General features: G+C 71.2%; 16 protein-coding genes. 7 read left to right on the forward strand and 9 right to left on the reverse strand.

What is annotated here, in order from left to right:
* Positions 1-21: 21 nt before the first annotated feature.
* Both FRCN3DRAFT_RS0206250 and FRCN3DRAFT_RS55945 read right to left on the reverse strand, forming a co-directional pair.
* The gene (locus tag FRCN3DRAFT_RS0206250) at positions 22-1,149 is read right to left on the reverse strand and encodes an AAA family ATPase (RefSeq protein ID WP_027140311.1); all 1,128 of its coding nucleotides are present in this window, start codon (positions 1,147-1,149) and stop codon (positions 22-24) included.
* Between the two features lie 359 nt (positions 1,150-1,508).
* Positions 1,509-2,327, reverse strand: coding sequence for a maleylpyruvate isomerase N-terminal domain-containing protein (locus FRCN3DRAFT_RS55945; RefSeq protein ID WP_035926567.1), 819 nt, complete (start codon positions 2,325-2,327; stop codon positions 1,509-1,511).
* Positions 2,328-3,075: 748 nt separating this feature from the next.
* On the opposite strand from FRCN3DRAFT_RS55945, the gene FRCN3DRAFT_RS0206260 reads away from it, so the two are divergent.
* The 4 genes from FRCN3DRAFT_RS0206260 to FRCN3DRAFT_RS42935 all read left to right on the forward strand — a co-directional run bounded on the left by FRCN3DRAFT_RS0206260 (position 3,076) and on the right by FRCN3DRAFT_RS42935 (position 7,568).
* The gene (locus FRCN3DRAFT_RS0206260; RefSeq protein ID WP_007511738.1) at positions 3,076-4,326 is read left to right on the forward strand and encodes an ABC transporter ATP-binding protein; all 1,251 of its coding nucleotides are present in this window, start codon (positions 3,076-3,078) and stop codon (positions 4,324-4,326) included.
* A 64-nt stretch (positions 4,327-4,390) separates the two neighbouring features.
* Complete coding sequence (locus FRCN3DRAFT_RS0206265; protein ID WP_007511740.1) at positions 4,391-5,707, forward strand: polyamine ABC transporter substrate-binding protein; 1,317 nt, start codon at positions 4,391-4,393, stop codon at positions 5,705-5,707.
* A complete protein-coding gene (locus tag FRCN3DRAFT_RS0206270) occupies positions 5,704-6,636 on the forward strand; it encodes an ABC transporter permease (RefSeq protein WP_007511743.1) in 933 nt (310 codons plus the stop codon). Before FRCN3DRAFT_RS0206265 ends, FRCN3DRAFT_RS0206270 begins: the two co-directional genes overlap by 4 nt.
* Positions 6,633-7,568, forward strand: coding sequence for an ABC transporter permease (locus FRCN3DRAFT_RS42935; RefSeq protein ID WP_007511745.1), 936 nt, complete (start codon positions 6,633-6,635; stop codon positions 7,566-7,568). Before FRCN3DRAFT_RS0206270 ends, FRCN3DRAFT_RS42935 begins: the two co-directional genes overlap by 4 nt.
* Positions 7,569-7,647: 79 nt before the next feature.
* Here the strand turns inward: FRCN3DRAFT_RS42935 and FRCN3DRAFT_RS54860 are convergent, their stop codons facing one another.
* Together FRCN3DRAFT_RS54860 and FRCN3DRAFT_RS0206285 are read right to left on the reverse strand one after the other, a co-directional pair.
* Positions 7,648-7,779 (reverse strand): DLW-39 family protein, encoded by a 132-nt coding sequence (locus FRCN3DRAFT_RS54860; RefSeq protein WP_007511748.1) that lies wholly within the window; start codon positions 7,777-7,779, stop codon positions 7,648-7,650.
* Positions 7,780-7,920: 141 nt separating this feature from the next.
* Positions 7,921-8,463 (reverse strand): YbhB/YbcL family Raf kinase inhibitor-like protein, encoded by a 543-nt coding sequence (locus tag FRCN3DRAFT_RS0206285; RefSeq protein ID WP_007511750.1) that lies wholly within the window; start codon positions 8,461-8,463, stop codon positions 7,921-7,923.
* Between the two features lie 110 nt (positions 8,464-8,573).
* Here FRCN3DRAFT_RS0206285 and FRCN3DRAFT_RS0206290 point away from each other — a divergent pair, with 110 nt between their 5' ends.
* On the forward strand, positions 8,574-8,912 hold the full coding sequence (locus tag FRCN3DRAFT_RS0206290; protein ID WP_007511752.1) for a P-II family nitrogen regulator: 339 nt from the start codon (positions 8,574-8,576) through the stop codon (positions 8,910-8,912).
* Positions 8,913-9,313: 401 nt separating this feature from the next.
* Here FRCN3DRAFT_RS0206290 and FRCN3DRAFT_RS42940 read toward each other — a convergent pair whose 3' ends face one another.
* Positions 9,314-10,144 carry a DedA family protein gene (locus FRCN3DRAFT_RS42940; protein ID WP_007511754.1) on the reverse strand — a complete coding sequence of 277 codons (831 nt, stop codon included), beginning with the start codon at positions 10,142-10,144 and terminating at the stop codon, positions 9,314-9,316.
* A 445-nt stretch (positions 10,145-10,589) separates the two neighbouring features.
* Between FRCN3DRAFT_RS42940 and FRCN3DRAFT_RS42945 the strand changes: the two genes are divergently transcribed.
* Positions 10,590-11,774: a lipase family protein gene (locus tag FRCN3DRAFT_RS42945; RefSeq protein ID WP_232793941.1), complete on the forward strand. Its 1,185-nt coding sequence runs from the start codon at positions 10,590-10,592 to the stop codon at positions 11,772-11,774.
* A 215-nt stretch (positions 11,775-11,989) separates the two neighbouring features.
* Positions 11,990-12,988, forward strand: coding sequence for an ROK family protein (locus FRCN3DRAFT_RS42950; RefSeq protein ID WP_007511756.1), 999 nt, complete (start codon positions 11,990-11,992; stop codon positions 12,986-12,988).
* 10 nt (positions 12,989-12,998) lie between these two features.
* Here FRCN3DRAFT_RS42950 and FRCN3DRAFT_RS0206310 read toward each other — a convergent pair whose 3' ends face one another.
* The 4 genes from FRCN3DRAFT_RS0206310 to FRCN3DRAFT_RS53890 all read right to left on the reverse strand — a co-directional run bounded on the left by FRCN3DRAFT_RS0206310 (position 12,999) and on the right by FRCN3DRAFT_RS53890 (position 16,947).
* On the reverse strand, positions 12,999-14,231 hold the full coding sequence (locus FRCN3DRAFT_RS0206310; RefSeq protein ID WP_007511757.1) for an RNA polymerase sigma factor: 1,233 nt from the start codon (positions 14,229-14,231) through the stop codon (positions 12,999-13,001).
* Entirely contained in the window at positions 14,228-14,551 is a 324-nt protein-coding gene (locus FRCN3DRAFT_RS0206315) for a YciI family protein (RefSeq protein ID WP_007511758.1), read from the reverse strand. Before FRCN3DRAFT_RS0206315 ends, FRCN3DRAFT_RS0206310 begins: the two co-directional genes overlap by 4 nt.
* A 578-nt stretch (positions 14,552-15,129) precedes the next feature.
* Complete coding sequence (locus FRCN3DRAFT_RS0206320; RefSeq protein WP_007511759.1) at positions 15,130-16,590, reverse strand: alpha/beta hydrolase family protein; 1,461 nt, start codon at positions 16,588-16,590, stop codon at positions 15,130-15,132.
* A gap of 111 nt (positions 16,591-16,701) precedes the next feature.
* Positions 16,702-16,947 carry a TnsA endonuclease N-terminal domain-containing protein gene (locus FRCN3DRAFT_RS53890; RefSeq protein WP_157845179.1) on the reverse strand — a complete coding sequence of 82 codons (246 nt, stop codon included), beginning with the start codon at positions 16,945-16,947 and terminating at the stop codon, positions 16,702-16,704.
* Positions 16,948-17,083: the final 136 nt, after the last annotated feature.

Consider the following 17,083-nt stretch of genomic DNA (forward strand, 5'->3'; position numbering starts at 1 on the left):
CCGGTGAGGCTGGCTGGTGGGCTACTGCCTGGTACCGGTGGCGGAGACAGGGAGACGGGGCAGGGTCGGGTCGAGGTAACGCAGCCGCTCGCGCACGTTCACCGCCAGATCGCGGAACTCCTGGTAGCACTTGCGGACCTGGGTCTGCGCCGCGGCAAGGGCGCCGTCGCCCGCCCGCAGTTCGAACATCGGCTTGCGGGCGTCCTGCGCCAGCGGCATCAGCGCCTGGTAGTGCGGCAGGTTCGCGATCTCGAACGACTTGTCGAACGGGTCGGCGCGCTGGGTGCCGAGCACCGACGTCGCGAACACCTCGGGGATCCTGTCGAGCCAACGGTCGTACGCCCGCACCGGCCGGTCTCTCCCCGAGGCCGGCTGCATGATGACGTAGCCGATCGGCATCATGAGGGCGCGCGGCGCGGCGATGCGGTCGGGCACCTTCGGCAGCACCATGCCCTGCCAGGTCGAGCGCCAGTCCCGCAGCGTCGGGCCCAGGTTGCGCAGGCCGCGCAGCGAGAACAGGTCGGCGCCGATCGGCATCAGCACGGTGTCCGCGGACAGCAGCGCGGCCCGGTTGATCGCGCCGAGGTTCGGTCCGACGTCGATGAGCACGATCTCGGCGCGAATCGCGCGCCCGCCGTGGTCGACGACCCGGTGCAGCGCGGTGGTCGTACGCAGCGCTGCGACGTCCTTGCCGAGGAAGCTGTTCGGCCAGGCCGCCGACAGCTTGTCCTCGAAGACGGAAAGGTCGACGTCGCCGGGCAGCAGCCAGACGTTGTCGTCGACGGATACCGGGTCGAACAGCGCTACGTCCCCGACACCTTCCATGATCGGCGCGATCGCCGTCGCGATGGTCCCCGTGCCGGCGGCGATCCGCGGGCGTCGCCCGCCGCCGAGGATGTCGAGGCGCCGCGGGGCCGAGGACGCCGTCGAGCCGATCCCGCCGTTCGCCGGAGCGCCGGCGGCGGGCTGCTCCTGCCACAGCGTCGCGAGCTCGTCCTCGTCGAGGAACTGCGCGGTCAGGTTCGCCTGGGGGTCGAGGTCGACGGCGAGCACACGGTGCCCCTGGCGCGCCAGCATGTGCGCGAGATGGAAGGTCAGCGTGGTCTTGCCCACGCCACCCTTGTTGTTGAACAGCGCCATCGTGATCAACGCCGGCCCCCTCGCGCCGCCCACCGGGCCCGTGTCAGCGCGAAGCCGCCAGGTTTCCGCCGGCGGCGCGAGGACCCGCCATTCTGGTGCCCCCTTGGACCGGGGCCGGCGAAGCCGCGCAGCTGAGCAGCAGCGCGCGTCCGGCGGCTCTGACGGCCAGGAAAGCCGGCCATACCGGCATGTTGCGCGCGCACCCGACCATTGTCCCTCTGCCTCCCCAGCGCGACGCATTGCCAGGGTGGTAGGCCGCCAACAGCGTGGCTCGGTTCGACACGGTGACCATTCGAGACGGTGACCACCGGAGAGCACCGTGCCTGGTGGGCGTCGTGCCGCGAACCGGGGAGGGCCCTTTCGGTCAGTCAGCTCGAGGGAGCGAGCGGCGGCCAGTCCGCCGGGATGGCCGCCGTGGGCAGGCGACCGAGCAGCCAGCGCAACGTCTCCTGGGTCGAGGCCCGCACGGTGACCACCCGTGGACCGGCTCCGCAGGCGCGTGACGGCCGGTCGCCCGGCGCCAGCAGCACGGTGACCTCCGGTGGCAACCGTCCCGGCAGGCGCGCCGCGCTCCACGCCCACTCGGCGTCGACGTAGGTCGCCGGCAGGTCGGCCCAGCCAGGACCGCCCTTGTCGACGAGCCCGAGGTCGACGAGATGTACCTCGACCTCACGCCAGCGCGCGAAGACCAGGTCGGCCAGGCTCGTCGGTGCCCCTCGGTGGTAAGCGAGCCCGGTCCGCCAGACATCGACGTGGGTGCGGTCCCAGGCGCGTTCGAGCGCCACGATGGCCCTTGCCAGGTCATCGCGGATCACCGCCGCCGGTCGGAGGGCGGCCGCGTCCAGGTCCGTGGCCGGCCTCGTCTCGGCCTGGACTGCCCGCCTCGCGACCGTCGCGGCCTCGGACGCCCCCTCGAACAGCCCGGCGTGGGTGTCGGCGTCGTGAGCCAGGTGGCTCAGCACGTGCCCGACGGTCCGGCCGGAAAGCAGCGACGGGCGGGCGACGACGTGGTCATCGACGGCCGAGGCGAGGGCGAGCAGCCGCCGATGCCCGGTGGCCACGCCCGCGAGCAGGTCGTGCGGGACCGGCGAGGGGACGTAGCCGGAGCCGGCGGGCGTGACGTGCGTCTCCCGGGCGGACGGTGGGATGCCCGGCTCCCGGGTGCCGGACCGAGTCTCGGTGGCCACCAGCTCACGATGGGCCACCCCGGCCCGCCCGTCCAACCGAGCCTCCGCGGGCCACGCCGCCTGTCGGACGGCCCGAGGCCATGCCGCGACGTCGCCCACCCATGGACCGCGTCCCCAGGACCGCGTCCTGGACGCTGCCCATCCACAGCCGACGTCGACGTGGTCGAACGTCGTTTGGGCTGGCCGTGGCCCGCACGATGCCCGTGGGTGGTCGACGTCGCCGGCGAGACGTAGCCGGCCAGCTGGCGGGCGTCCCACGACGCTGCCCGTCCCGGCGGAGGCGCTGACCCACCCGAGGAGTCGTTCGGAGTAGGTCACGGTCCGTGGCTTGGACCTCACTGGTGCCCCTGGGGCTTCCCGGACACGCTCCGCCCGCACGCTGACCACCTGAAGGGCAGTGCCACGTCGAGACCACGTCGGCTGGTATCCATCCGTGTGCGGACACTTTCCCTGGGGGAGCAGCGTCACCCGAACGCCCCGGGACCGCGCTCGGCGTCCTCGGCCGGTCCACGCAGGTGGCGGGTCCGCGGGGTTTCCGGCTGGCCGACGCGCCGGCGAACGCCCGGGAGCGGAATCCCTGGCGCGAGGCGTCGATGGGCCCCGATTCAGCCGGGAAATCGAACCTTTACGTCGGATCCCTTGTCGAGGTCTTGTTCCGCTGTCAGTCTGGCTCGGCGTCAGTGCGTAACTTCTACGGGTTGCCGTAGATCTGTCACGGAAAGTGAGAAGGGCGGGTGCGAGCTTGGCGGTGACCGCGGACGAGGGGCCGGTGTCCGCCGTGGACGCGGTGGATGATGCGACGTCGCTGTCCACCCAGGTGTCCACGACGGTGCCCACGGGTGGAACGGGTGACACCTCGCCCGCGATCGAGCTGGTCGGCGTCGCGAAGGAGTACATGTCGCGCCGCGGCGCGGTGAGTGCCGTCGAGACCATCGACCTGCGCATCACCGAGGGCGAGTTCTTCTCCCTGCTCGGCCCGTCCGGTTGCGGCAAGACGACCACGCTGCGCATGATCGGCGGGTTCGAGGAGCCCAGCCGTGGCCAGATCCTGCTGCACGGCCTGGACGTGACGTCCGTCCCGCCGAACAAGCGCGACGTCAACCTGGTCTTCCAGAGCTACGCGCTCTTCCCGCACCTCGACGTCGCGGGCAACGTCGCGTTCGGCCTCAAGCGCAAGGGCGTCGCCCGCGGCGAGGTACGCCGCCGGGTTGGCGAGATCCTCGACCTGGTCGAGCTCGGCGCGCTCGCCGACCGCCGGCCCCGGGAGCTGTCGGGCGGCCAGCAGCAGCGAGTCGCGCTCGCCCGCGCGCTGGTCAACCGGCCGCGGGCCCTGCTGCTCGACGAGCCGCTCGGCGCGCTGGACCTCAAGCTGCGCCAGACCATGCAGATCGAGCTGAAGCGGATCCAGCGCGAGGTCGGGATCACGTTCGTCTACGTGACGCACGACCAGAGCGAGGCGCTGACCATGTCGGACCGCATCGCCGTCATGAACAAGGGCCGGATCGAGCAGCTGGCCGCGCCGCGTGAGCTCTACGAGCGGCCGCGCACCCGGTTCGTCGCCGGCTTCATCGGCGTCTCGAACGTCATGCGCCGCACCGTGCGCACGGTGACCACCGAGGGGACCGGTCGGGTCGCGACGCTCGACACCGGCGTGGACGAGCGAATGATGATCGACGTGGTTCCCGAGCTGGGCGAGGTGTCCACCGGCTCGGTGGTCGAGCTCTCCGTCCGCCCCGAGAAGATCGAGATGACCGCCGAGCGACCGGACGGGGACGTCTGCATCCTGCGCGGGCGGGTCACCGAGGTCGTCTACCTGGGCACCAACACCACCTACACGGTGTTCACGCCGGGGGGTGACGAGCTCACGGTCTTCTGGCAGAACAGCGCGGACGCGAGCGACCTCGCGAGCCGTGGCGACGAGGTGTGGCTGTCCTGGCGGTCGGACCACTTCTGCGCGCTGGCGCCGGGGGGCGCCGACCAGGTGCCCACCACCGGCTGACCCTCCGGGCCACCCACGTAAGCCAAGAACCACAGTTCGACTGCACCCGTGGAGGACCCCCATCGTGACGACTCACGACAGCTCGGACCGTCCCGGCGCGCACCAGGCGCCCGCCCCCGCGACCCTCGGGACAGCGGCCGCCGGAGGTGCGAAAGAAGATCATTCTCGCACCTCCTTTGGCTCAGCCGTCGACCCGGCGCTCCTGCGCGGGCTGACCCAGCCCAGGCTGGGCCGTCGCGACGTCTTCCGGCTGGGTGGCCTCGCCGGCGCGGCCGCGTTGCTGGCCGCCTGCGGGGTCAAGGGCGAGAAGAAGGACGACTCGGCCAGCGTCGCGCCCAGCGACTTCTGGGCCGGCAAGACCAAGACCAACACGCTCGACTTCTCGAACTGGCCGCTCTACATCGACGTGTCGGACGACGGGAAGTCCAACCCGTCGCTGGACAAGTTCAAGGCCGACACGGGGATCAAGGTCAACTACCGCGAGGACATCCAGGACAACGAGTCGTACTTCGGCAAGGTCCGGCCGAGCCTCGCCGCCGGGAAGTCGATCGGTGCCGACCTGATCGTCATCACCAACGGCATCTTCCTCGACAAGTTCATCCAGCTCGGCTATCTCGCGCCGCTCGACCAGGCGAAGCTGCCGACGTTCGCGGCGAACGCGGACGCCAGCGTGAAGAACCCGTCGTACGACCCGGGGAACAAGTACACGGTCGCCTGGCAGTCCGGCCTCACCGGCATCGCGTACGACCCGGACAAGACCGGCCGGGAGATCACCAGCTACGAGGACCTGTTCGACCCGAAGTTCGCGGGCCACGTCGGCATGTTCGGTGACAACCTCGACCTGCCGAACCTGGCGCTCGTCGGCATCGGGGTGAACCCGGAGAAGTCCACCCCGGACGACTGGAAGAAGGCCGCCGAGAAGCTGAACAAGCAGCGCACCGACGGCATCGTCCGCAAGTACTACACGCAGGACTACATCGACGCACTGGCGTCCGGTGACCTGTGGATCTCGATGGCGTGGTCCGGGGACGTGTACCAGCAGGTCGCGGAAGGCAAGAACCTGCGGTTCGTCGTGCCCAAGGAGGGCGGGATCCTCTGGACCGACAACCTGTGTATCCCGATCACCGCCCAGCACCCGGTCGACGCGATCACCTACATGGACTACGTGTACAAGCCGGAGATCGCCGCGATGCTGGCCGAGTACATCAACTACATCACCCCGGTGCCGTCGGCCAAGCAGGACGTCTCCCCGGCGCTCGCCGACTCGCCGCTGATCTTCCCGAGCGAGAGTGACCTCGCGAAGACCCACCGTTTCCGCGTCCTCACCACCGACGAGGAAACCGAGTGGAACAAGATCTTCCAGCCGGTCTACCAGTCGTGACCGCCGAGTCCGCGGCCCCCGTCGCCCCTGCCCCGGGGGCCCCTGGCCCCCGGGGCAGGCGGCGGGGCGGGCGGTGGCGCTCGCCGCTGGCCCCGTACCTGCTGGCGCTGCCGGGCGGGCTGTGGCTCGCCATCTTCTTCGTCGTCCCGATGCTGGTCATGCTCTCGGTCTCCCTGCAGACCGGGAACGTCGTGGACGGCTTCGCGCAGACCTTCCACTTCGCGGTCTACCCCGACGCGATCAGGCAGTACTCCGACCAGTTCATCCGGTCCTTCGTCTACGGCGGGATCTGCACCGTCCTGTGCGTCGTGCTCGCCTACCCGATGGCGTACTGGATCGCCTTCCACGGCGGACGGCGCCGCTCGACCTACCTGTTCCTGGTCCTGCTGCCGTTCTTCGTCTCGTTCGTGATCAGGACGGTCTCCTGGAAGTTCCTGCTGGCCGACGACGGCGTGCTGCTGGGCAACCTGAAGGACCTTGGCCTGTTGCCGGGTGACTTCCGGGTGCTCGCCACCTCGACGGCGGTCATCGGGGGCCTGACCTACAACTCGTTCCCGTTCATGCTGCTGCCGATCTACGTCGCCCTGGAGCGGATGGACCCGAAGCTGCTCGAGGCCGCCGACGACCTCTACGCGGGCCGGGCGGCGGTGTTCGGCCGGGTGGTGCTGCCGCTGTCGATGCCCGGCGTGTTCGCCGGGGTGCTGCTCACCTTCGTGCCCGCGACCTCGGACTACGTCAACGCCTCGATCCTCGGCGGCACGGGCGACACGATGATCGGCAACATCATCCAGACCACGTTCCTGACGAACGCGGACTATCCGCTGGCGTCCGCGATCTCGTTCATCCTGATGGTGATCCTGCTCATCGGGATCTTCGTCTACGCGCGCGTGCTGGGCACCCGCGACGTCTTCGAGATGGGCACCCGATGAGCACGGCCGCGCCCGGTGCCTCGGCTGCGGCCGCGGCCGCCACTGCCACGGCCACGGCAGAAGCCACGGCCACGTCCACGACGCCGAAGGGCCGGCCCAGGGCCAGGCGTCCGCGCGGCCGGCTCGGCGAGCACCTGCTGCGGTTCTACACCTGGGTGATCCTGCTGTGGCTGGTCGCGCCGATCATCTCGATGATCGTCTTCAGCTTCAACGACACGCACAGCAAGCAGAACAACACGTGGCAGGGATTCACCCTCACCTGGTGGAAGCGCATCGGCGCCATTCCCGACCTGACCACCGCGCTGGAGAACTCGCTCACGATCGCGCTGCTGTCGACCCTCATCGCGACCGTGCTCGGCACGATGATCGGCATGGCGATCGGCAAGCACGCGTTCCGCGGCAAGGGCGCCGTGAACCTGCTGCTGTTCGCCAACATCGCCGCGCCCGAGGTGGTGCTCGGCGCGTCACTGCTGTCGCTGTTCATCACGCTTGGCATCCCGCGCGGATACCTGACGATCCTCATCGCGCACGCGATGTTCAACATCGCGTATGTCGCGGTGGTGGTCAGTACGCGGCTGGCCAGCTACGACCTGAGCCTCGAGGAGGCGGCCCGCGACCTGGGCGCCGGTCCGTTCGCGACGTTCCGGCTGGTCACGCTGCCCATCATCTTCCCGGGCGTCATGTCGGGTGCGCTGCTCGCGTTCTCGCTGTCGATCGACGAGTACATCATGACGCAGTTCAACGCGGGCGGGACGCTCACGTTCCCGCTGTGGGTCTTCGGGGCGACCAGGGTCGGCGTCCCGCCGCAGGTGAACGTGATGGCCACGATCATCTTCATGGGCGGTGTGCTGCTCGCCGTCCTGGGCGCGACCATCGGCCGAGGCCGGCGCCCTCGACCACCGGCCGAGGACACAGCCAGCGTTCCGGCCTGACTCGGCGATGTCAGCCGGCCGGGCCTGCGCGCGAACAGCCCGAACAGCCCGAACCGAACAGCCCGAACAGTTCCGCGGGTCAGTCCTGGCCGGTGCTGGCGGAGGTCGCCTCCCGCCACAGATCGATCTGCTCGCCCTTGTCCCGGCGCCAGCGGGCGGCCAGCGCGGCGGCACTGGCCACCGCGGCGATCAACGCAAGCTTGCGCATCATCGGACGCTCTCCTTGTCCTGGTTGCTGGGCTCCCGCCCCCGCGTCGTCACGGTATCCCGGGGGCCTCGCGGCCGCGATCGGGCGCTGAGCCCGACCTGCCCGGGTTGGCCGCCGGCCCGGCGCTCAGTGCTGGTAGATGACTCAGTGCTGGTAGGTCGCTCGCAGGACGCCGCGGGCCAGCGTGTGGAACGCGAGATTGAAGCCCACGACGGCGGGCGAGACCGCGTCGTTGATCTCCAGCTTCGGCACGTCCACCGCGTGGACGACGAACACGTACCGGTGCGGGCGGTCGCCCGCCGGCGGTGCCGCGCCGCCGTAGTTCTTCGTCCCCCAGTCGCACGCCACGTGGTAGGCGCCCGCGGGCAGACCGGTGAGGTCGCCCGAGGCCGCGCCGGTCGCGAGCTCGGTGACCGAGGCCGGGACGTCGACGAGCACCCAGTGCCAGAACCCGGAGCCCGTCGGCGCGTCCGGGTCGTAGCAGCTGATGACGAAGCTGGCCGTCTCGGCCGGGAACCCGGACCAGGACAGCTGCGGAGAGAGGTCCTCCCCACCGGCGCTGCTGTGCACCTGGGCCAGGGGCAGCGGCTCGCCGTCGGTCAGGTCCGTGCTCGCCACGGCGAAGCCGGGAGCGGGCGGCAGCAGGTCGAGCGGGTCCGGCGCCAGTGCGCGGTCGGCCAGCGACATACGGCGTTCCTCCAGAAGAGCAAGGGTGGGCAGCGCGGCCCGGCACGCGTCGGCTCTACGCTTTGGCGGAACGAAAACCCGCAGTCCGAGCGCATGAGTGGGGCCTGGTCGTGAAGCTTGTCACCGCAATTCTCCGCCCGCACCGGGTGGCCGACGTGCGCGCCGCGCTGACCACTTTCGGTATTCATGGCATGACTACTAGCCAGGTAACCGGTTACGGTATGGAACTTTGGCGTACCAGTTCGTATAGGGGGCAGGCCTTCCACGACGAGACCGTCAGTAACGTTCGGCTGGAGATCGTCACCGACGATGCCGACGCGGAGGACGTCGTCAACGTCATCCTGCGCTCGGCCGCGAGTACCGCGAGCGGTGCCGGGAAGGTCTGGATCACCCCGGTCCACACGCTGGCCAGGGTGCGTACCGGCGAGCGTGGTACCGACGCGCTCTGAGTTCCACCCGCGGCGAGCTCACGTGCCGCGAGTTCCAGACGATGCGTATTCAGATGTCGTCTGTTGTGCCGTGCCGGCCCGAGATGGCGTAAGCTAACCTCGTCTCGGTCGTCCTGCTCGTCGAATCCCCCCGTATCGACGAGCAGGCGATCGGGATTTTTCGTGTCCGCCGTGCCTCAGGCGGCTTCACCCAGGTTCTGCTGCCGCGTCGCGGTGGGCACCGAGCGTGCTCGGCCATCGCTGTCGGAGTTCCAGAAACCCGGGATCCCGTTGGGACGGCGGCCCGCGGCGGACGGTCCGCGCCCGCGACACCGTGACGGGTCGGCCTGCGGCTGCGGCTCGCGGCCGTGCGGCTCGCGTAGGTCGGGCAGATCGGGCAGATCGGGGCGGGGGCCCAGCCCTCAACGCCGGTGGCGGCCGCCACCGGCGGCCCGGCGGGGCGGCGCGGTCGACGGCTGGACGGACGGGCGAAGACGCGAGCGGACGAGGACCTGGGTCGTGTCGTGGCCCATGGGAAGTACCTCGTCGTCCCCCAGCGTCTCGTAGAGCGCGTCGTCGCCTCTCTCAGAGCGGGCGGCGGCGCCAGCGCCAGCGCGGCGCTTGGCCGAGCGGCGGGCGCGCAGGACCTCGAAGCCGATCGGGACCACCGAGATCAGGACGATGAGGACGAGAATCGCCTCGATGTTGTTCCGGATGAAGCCGATCTGGCCGAGGAAGTACCCGAGGGCGGTGACGCCGCAGCCCCAGAGCACGGCACCGACCAGGTTGTACATGACGAACGTGCGGTAGTTCATCCGGCTCACGCCGGCGATGATCGGCGTGAAGGTGCGGATCACCGGCACGAAGCGGGCCAGCACGATCGACTGGGGGCCGTGCCGCTCGAAGAAGGCGTGCGCCTTCTCGACGTTCTCCTGCTTGAACAGCCGAGAGCTCGGGCGGCGGAACAGCGTGGGGCCGACCTTGCGGCCGAACAGGTAGCCGGTCTGGTCACCGGCCGCGGCCGCCAGGCCGATCAACAGGCAGGCGACCCAGATGGGGGTGGAGACCTCGCCGCGCGCGATCAGCATGCCGAACGTGAACAACACCGAGTCGCCCGGCAGGAAGAAGCCGATGAGCAGTCCCGACTCGGCGAACACGAGGATCAGGATCGCCACGAGGCCGGCCTTGGCCAGGGTGTCGGCGTTCAGGAAGGCGGGCAGGGCAAGCGTGTTCGCCGCGATCGAGGTGGTCACAGTGCGGGCCTCCGGGAGCGGACGCGGACGCGAGGATGGCCAGCCGCCCGCGGGAACGGCATGCCCGCCCGTCGATGGCCCAGTCCGTGGGTCCAGATCAGGGTAACCAGCGCCTCCGCTCGCCCGGCCGGCGGCTGCCGGGCGAGCGACCCGACCCGGCCGCTGTGTCTTGGTTCATACCCGTCGCCGGTGGGGCCTCGCGGTTCCGGTCCAGGACGCGTGATCCCGACGCCGAGTTGGACCTGGGGCCACTGGTTTTGGCGCAGATCAGTGATCGGTTGTGTCTCCGGCCAAATCGGCCGTCATGGACTCACGTGAAACATTCGCGAACACAGGGGGTGATTAACCTCTATGTGTGCGGGCGCGGCGATCCCCGGGCGGACCGGGCGGACGAGGGGCACGGCGACGGCTGACGGGCGTCGCCGCGGCTCTGGCTGTCGCGTGCGTGACCGCGTCGCTGGCCGCCTGCGGCTCCGGCGGTGACGGTGGTGCCCGCCCGGCGCCCGCCACGTCGGCGGCGACCGTGCCGACGCAGGCGGGCACCGAGCTACCAGCGGATATCAGCCCGGGCGCGCCGGGCGAGCTGATCTCGGCGACGGCGCTCGCCGCGTCGGACGGGCTGGCGGCCTGGCGGGTCGTCTACCACACGCGCGACCAGAACGGCGCGGACGTCGCGGCGTCGGGGCTGGTCGTCACGCCGGCGGCCGGGCAGGGCGGCGCCGTCCCGGCCGGGGGCCGGCCGGTGGTCGCCTTCGGGCACGGCACGACCGGCGTCGGCGACAGCTGCGCGCCATCCAGGGCCAACCCGCCGCTGTCCGCCATCGGCGGCGCGCTCGGGCTGGTGACGCAGGGGTACGTGCTCGCCGCCGCCGACTACATCGGGCTCGGCACTCCCGGCGAGCACGCGATCTACGTCGCCCGTCCGGAGGGCCAGGCGCTGCTCGACGTGGTCCGGGCCGCTCGGGAGCTCCCGGCGGCGCACGCCGGCGCGAGCGTGGTCATCTGGGGCTACTCGCAGGGTGGCCAGGCCGCTCTGGCCGCCGGAGCGCTCGCCGCCCGCTACGCGCCCGAACTCCGCCTCCGCGGGGTGGTGGCGACCGCGCCCCTGGCCGACCTGCCGAACTCGCTGCGCAGCCTGCTCGCCGAGCCCAACGGGGTCGCCTACCTGCTGCTGGCGGCGCTAGGTGTCTCCGTGATCGATCCCGGCGTACGGCTTTCCGACGACCTCACCCCGCAGGGGAAGCGGCTGTTGTCGATCGCCCGGAACAAGTGCGCGCTGGACCTGCTCGTGGCAAGCGCCGGGCAGACCGGTACGACGGTGTTCGTCCACGACCCGCTGACCACCGAGCCCTACGCCTCGGTGTTCGCCGCCCAGCACGCCTCGGTCATAGCGCCGATGCCGCCTGTGCTGGTCCTGCAGGGCGACATCGACGACGTCATCCGTCAGCCCATCACGGACGGTGTGGTGCGCGACCTGTGCGCCGCCGGTACGGCGGTCGAATACCACCGCTACGCGATCGCGGATCACAGCACGGTCGTCGGCGCGTCCTCTCCCGAGATGTACAGCTGGATCGCGGACCGGTTCGCCGCCGTCGCACCGCCGGTCCACAACATCTGCGCTGGCCTCTAGCGACCTTCCCGCCGGCCAGTCGGAGCCGCCCGGTCGACCCGGCGGCGGCTGCGCGACGATAGCGCGGCCCTGGGTGGCGCACTGGGCACCAAAGTCGGGGCGCTACTGGCTGATATGGGCCGCGGCTCGCGTCGACTGGGTGACACTCGCGTCGACTGGGTGGCAACTGGGCCGAAGGTGGTTCGGCCTCGCTGGGAGAGACGGAGAATGGCGCGGTGACTCAGGACGGCGTACCACGCGCGGGCGGCGCGGGCACGGACCCGGTTCTTGGCCTCGACCTCGGCGGCACGTCGATCAAGTGGGTGACCATGGTCGATGGCACGGTGACCAACAAGGGTCAGGTGCCCACGCCGCGGACGGGCGTCGACGACGTGCTGCGCGCGCTCGCCGGTCTCGCCGCCGAGGTCCCGGAGGCTCGGGCGATCGGCATCGCGGTGGCGGGCGCGCTCGACCCGGTCGCCGGCAAGCTGCTCGTCGTCCCGAACATCCCCGGGGACTGGCCCACCCGAGCGATCGGCCCCGAGCTCGCGGACGCCATCGGGCGGCCGGTCAACCTCGCCAACGACGCGCGTGCCTTCGCCTATGGCCAGCTGCGCCACGGCGCCGCCGCGGCGGCCAACGACGCGATCTTCGTGACGCTCGGCACCGGCATCGGCGGCGCGATCGCCTCCGACGGCCAGCTGCGACTCGGCTACCACCGCCGTGGCGGCGAGATCGGGCACGTGCCGGTCGAGCCCGAGGACGGCCGCAAGTGCGGTTGCGGGGCGATCGGCTGCCTGGAGACCATCGCGGGTGGTCGGGCGCTGGCCGAGATGGGCGCCGACCTGGTCCGGACCGGCTCCGCGCCGGCGCTCGCCGCGGCGGTCGAGGGCCGGCCCGAGCTGGTCACGCCCGGGCACGTGGTCAAGCTCGCCTCCGTCGAGCCGGCGTGCGCGCGCCTCGTCGCCCGAGCCGGCAGGGCGCTGGGCATCGTGCTGGCCTGCCTGGCGAACGCGCTGGCACCCGAGATCATCGTGTTCGGCGGCGGGGTGTCGGCCGGTCTGTCGGCCTTCCGCCCGCACCTCGACGACATCATGTCCCGCTACACCGTGCTCGTGGAGAACCCGCGGATCGCCACCGCCATCGACGGTTTCGCCGGTGCGGTCGGCGCCGGCGCCTGGGCGGCCGAACCGCCGGTCGGCTACCCGCCCGCGATCGCCCCCGGCGTCCGCTGACGTCGACTCGTTACCCCAGTTGGTCGCGGCGGCGCCTCAGGTAGGCGGTCTCGGCGGTGTTGCCCGCCAGCTCGATGGCTCTGTCGTAGGCGCCGCGGGACTCCTGGCTGTTGCCGAGGCGGCGTAGGAGGTCGGCGCGGGTCACGTGGTAGGCGTGATATCCGGCCAGCCTGCCCTCGAGGCGGTCGACGGCCGCCAATGCCACCTCCGGGCCGTCGAGCTCGGCGATCGCGATGGCCCGGTTGAGGGCGACGATCGGCGAGGGGTCGAGACGGGCGAGCTGGTCGTACAGCGCGACGACCTGCGACCAGTCGGTGTCGCGCATGTCGCGGGCGGAGGTGTGCACGGCGTTGATCGCCGCGAGGATCTGGTAGCGGCCAGGGGCCACCGCGGCGGCCAGGCGCTCGCGCACCAGCCGATGACCCTCGGCGATCAGCGCCGCGTCCCAGGCGCCGCGGTCCTGCTCGCCAAGGGCGACCAGCTCGCCGCTCGCCGATACCCGGGCGGTGCGGCGGGCCTCGGTCAGGAGCATCAGCGCCAGCAGCCCGGCCACCTCACCGTCCCGCGGCATGAGGGCACGGATCAGGCGAGCGAGCCGGATCGCCTCGGCGGTCAGGTCATGACGTACGGGATCGGTGTCGGGACCGGTCGCCAGGTAGCCCTCGTTGAAGACGAAGTAGAGGACGGCCAGCACGCCGCGGACGCGTGCCGGGAGATCCTCCGCGGACGGCGCCCGATAGGGGATGCGGGCCGCCTTGATCTTGGCCTTCGCGCGGGTGATCCGCTGCCCCATGGCCGTCTCCTGGACCAGGAAGGCGCGGGCGATCTCGGGCACGGTCAGACCGGCGACCATGCGCAGCGTCAGCGCCACGCGGGCCTCCATCGCGAGCGCCGGGTGGCAGCAGGTGAAGATCAGCCGAAGCCGCTCGTCGTCGATGGCGCCGAGAGGCTCGGGCGGGTCGTCGTCGTACAACAGCTGAGCCTCCTTCTGCCTGATATCGCGCTTGCTCTCGCGCCGGATCCGGTCGATGGCCCTGCGGCCCGCGGTGGTGGTCAGCCAGGCGCCGGGGTTGGGCGGCACGCCGTCGGCCGGCCAGTGCTCCACCGCGGCCGCGAACGCCTCGGCCGCGGCCTCCTCGGCGATGTCGAGATCACCGAAACGCCTGGTCAGGGAGGCGACCACCCGCGCCCACTCCTCGCGGTGGGCCCGTGCGATCGCCTCCCGGACGTCGGCTCGGTTCACAGGAACGGCCGGACCTCGACCTTCCGGTTGCAGGCCTTCGACCCCTCGGCCGCCAGCTTGAGCGCCACGTCGAGGTCCGCGGCCTCGATGATCCAGAAGCCGGCGAGGAACTCCTTCGACTCCACGAAGGGCCCGTCGGTGACCATCGCCTCCTGGCCTCGGTTGTCGATCACCGTGGCCGTGTCGGGCACCCCGAGGCCGCCGGCGAAGACCCAGTGGCCCTTGGCCACGAGCCCCTCGTTGAACACGTCGATCGCGGCCTCCTCGTCCGGAGTGGCGAGGCCGGGCCCGTCAAAGATCACGGAAACCAGGTACTGCATCTCTGATCATCTCCTGCGTTTCGGGGTGCCCCTCGTGGGCGGCCCTCACCCCTACTACGAACACCTCCACCCCGATCCGACACAGCTCCCGGACTTTTTCGAGGAACCCCTGTAGGTCCCCGGTTGATCTTCCAAGCAGTTCTGCGGCGAGGTCGACGGCCGGGTTACTCGGGCGCCCACTCGGTGTCGACGTCGCCGGACCTGGCCGATTCTCCGTCCGTCTGGCTGGCGGGTGGTCGCTATGCCTGGCATGACGCGCGCTTGCGATAGTTCGGCGTCCCGGGCAAGCTGACACCTTCTCATTGGATCGCGGTTTCGGGCGGCCGGACGCCGGTCGCACCTACGGACAGCGTCGGGCAGCGGTCGCCTGGTCGACCAAGGACGATCAGCGGCGTGCCGACTGATCTTGGGCCACGGACTCGCCGGATGCGGGTGCGGTACCGCGCCCACGACGGAGAGCATGGCCCCGAGCCGCTGGGGTCAGGGAGACCGGTCAGCGAGCCGATCAGCGTCTGCAGTATGGCGAACGACAAGTCCCATCAATAATTGATCTTGGCGGGGCTTGAAGCCAAGCTGGCTTAGCGCCGGCTGTCCGGCTGGACGACGCTGAGGTCGCCGTAGCTGGACAGCGCGTCGGCCGTGTCGCCGGGCCTGCCCAGGAGCACGTGGTCCAGGAAGGCGAGACAGGCGCCGGCGGTGACCCGCAGACCCCCGGTGCGGCCCGGCGAGCCGACGATCGAAGGCACGGGCGGTAGGTAGAGGGGCGCGTCCGTGAAGGTGAGATGCGCGGCGCCGGGGACGGTGAGCAGGTAGCTGGGCCCGGCGCTGAGGCTGAGGACCTTGGTGAGGCGGGGGAGGTAGTCCGGGCTGGGTGTGCCGATGGTGCTGGTGAGGGCGAGCGCCGGTTGGTGGTAGGGGCGCGGGGTGGGGTCGTGGGAATAGCCGTCCAGGTCGATGACGGCCGCGAACCGGGGGTCCTGGTGGGCTGCCTGCAGTGCGGCGCTGCCGCCGAAGGAGTGGCCGGTCACCGCGACCCGCGCGGTGTCGAGACGTCCGGACAGGGGGCCAGGGATCTGCCCGTGCTCCACGCGGTCGAGCTGGGTGAGGACGAAGCTGAGATCGGCGGCGCGGATCGCGGTCGCGGAGGCCGCTTGATTTTCGCCCTCTGCCCGGTCGCTGGTGGCGCCGAGCCTGGTACGGATCACGCGGCCGTCGGTGAGCACGACGGCCGCGGAGTCGTAGGGGTGGTCGAGGGCCGCGACGACATAGCCGTGGCTGGCCAGCTCCTCCGCCCACGCCGTGTTCTGCGTTCGCACTCCTCCCGCCCCGGGGGAGAACAGCACGATGGGGAACCGTTCGCCTCCGGGGGCCGGCGGGGCGTCGGGCACCGCGTGCGTGCGCGCCCGCGGAAGGCCGTCGAGCAGGAAGCCGGGGACGCCGACATAGTGCGCCAGCGCGTCGGAGACGGTGCGCGCCTCGGCCTGCGTGCGTCCCAGGTACGGGGCGCGCTGCGCGCCTGCGGGGCTCTGCCGCGCGGGGTACCAGAGTTGGACCACGACCGTGCGTCGGTCGTGGGGGTCGGCCGTGGCGGTCTCGGCGCGCGCCGGGTCCGTCCACTGCACCACGCTGGTGCCAACGGCGGAGCTCCCCGACGGCTTGGGGAACACCGGCCTGGGCAGTGCCCAGGCTGTCGCGGGGCCCGAGGCGATCAGACCGAGGCACAGCGCCGATCCTGGCAGCGCGAGCCACCATGGGGCCCGGCGCGGCGAGCGGTCATCGCGTAGGGGCAGTAGCGGAGCGAGGGCGAACGGGGCGGCCGCAGCCGCGCCGACGAGTACCGGCACCACCTGCCAGCGCAGCCCCACCACGCCCAGCACCAGTCCGGAGAGCGCGACGGTTGCCACCGAGCCGAACGTCAGTGGCCGACGGGCAGCCGCGGGGAGCCAGCGCGCCACCACCAGGGCGACCGCGCCGAGCACCAGCAGGACTTCCAGGGGGGACATCCGCAGTCCCTCGACGATCTGGGTCACGTGCACCATGCTGGATCCACATGCACGCCGCCACATCGGCCGCAAGATCGAAATCGTGTGCTACCTGGGGCTTACCGAAGGTGTGCTCGGCATCCGCCTCAGTGCGTACTGTCGAGGGGATCAAGCCAAGACACGGCGAGGGGCGTGGCCGTCCGGCTCGCTGAAGACCTCGAACGCCCAGCCGTGAGCGGTCGCGACCTGCCCGGTCCACGCGAAAGTGAACGCCACCTTCTCGTCGGCCAGCCGCCGACGAGGCTTCACGTCCACCACCGTGACCAGGCCATCTTCGCGGACCGCGACGAAGTCCGGCACATGACGACGCGCCGCGCCCTCGACCCTCGCCACGAGCTGGAACGGCTGCGACACGATCCTCCGCAACCGGCTGTCCCGGTCCGCCAGCAGCAGCCAGGCCAGTCGCCGGCGCGGACCGGCCCGGGGCGGCTCGGCGGTGCCGGCCCGGATGCCACGCCCGCCGCGCCGGCGGCCGTGGATACCGAGCCGG

Origin of the sequence: Pseudofrankia saprophytica (genome assembly GCF_000235425.2) — a bacterium.
In the GTDB taxonomy this organism is placed as follows: domain Bacteria; phylum Actinomycetota; class Actinomycetes; order Frankiales; family Frankiaceae; genus Pseudofrankia; species Pseudofrankia saprophytica.

Excerpts from the sequence above, each read along its gene's own strand:
- FRCN3DRAFT_RS0206320 (WP_007511759.1), bottom strand. The coding sequence starts at position 16,590 with ATGGTGCACGTGACCCAGATCGTCGAGGGACTGCGGATGTCCCCCCTG.
- FRCN3DRAFT_RS42935 (WP_007511745.1), top strand. The coding sequence starts at position 6,633 with ATGAGCACGGCCGCGCCCGGTGCCTCGGCTGCGGCCGCGGCCGCCACT.
- FRCN3DRAFT_RS0206285 (WP_007511750.1), bottom strand. The coding sequence starts at position 8,463 with ATGTCGCTGGCCGACCGCGCACTGGCGCCGGACCCGCTCGACCTGCTG.
- FRCN3DRAFT_RS54860 (WP_007511748.1), bottom strand. The coding sequence starts at position 7,779 with ATGATGCGCAAGCTTGCGTTGATCGCCGCGGTGGCCAGTGCCGCCGCG.
- FRCN3DRAFT_RS0206315 (WP_007511758.1), bottom strand. The coding sequence starts at position 14,551 with ATGCAGTACCTGGTTTCCGTGATCTTTGACGGGCCCGGCCTCGCCACT.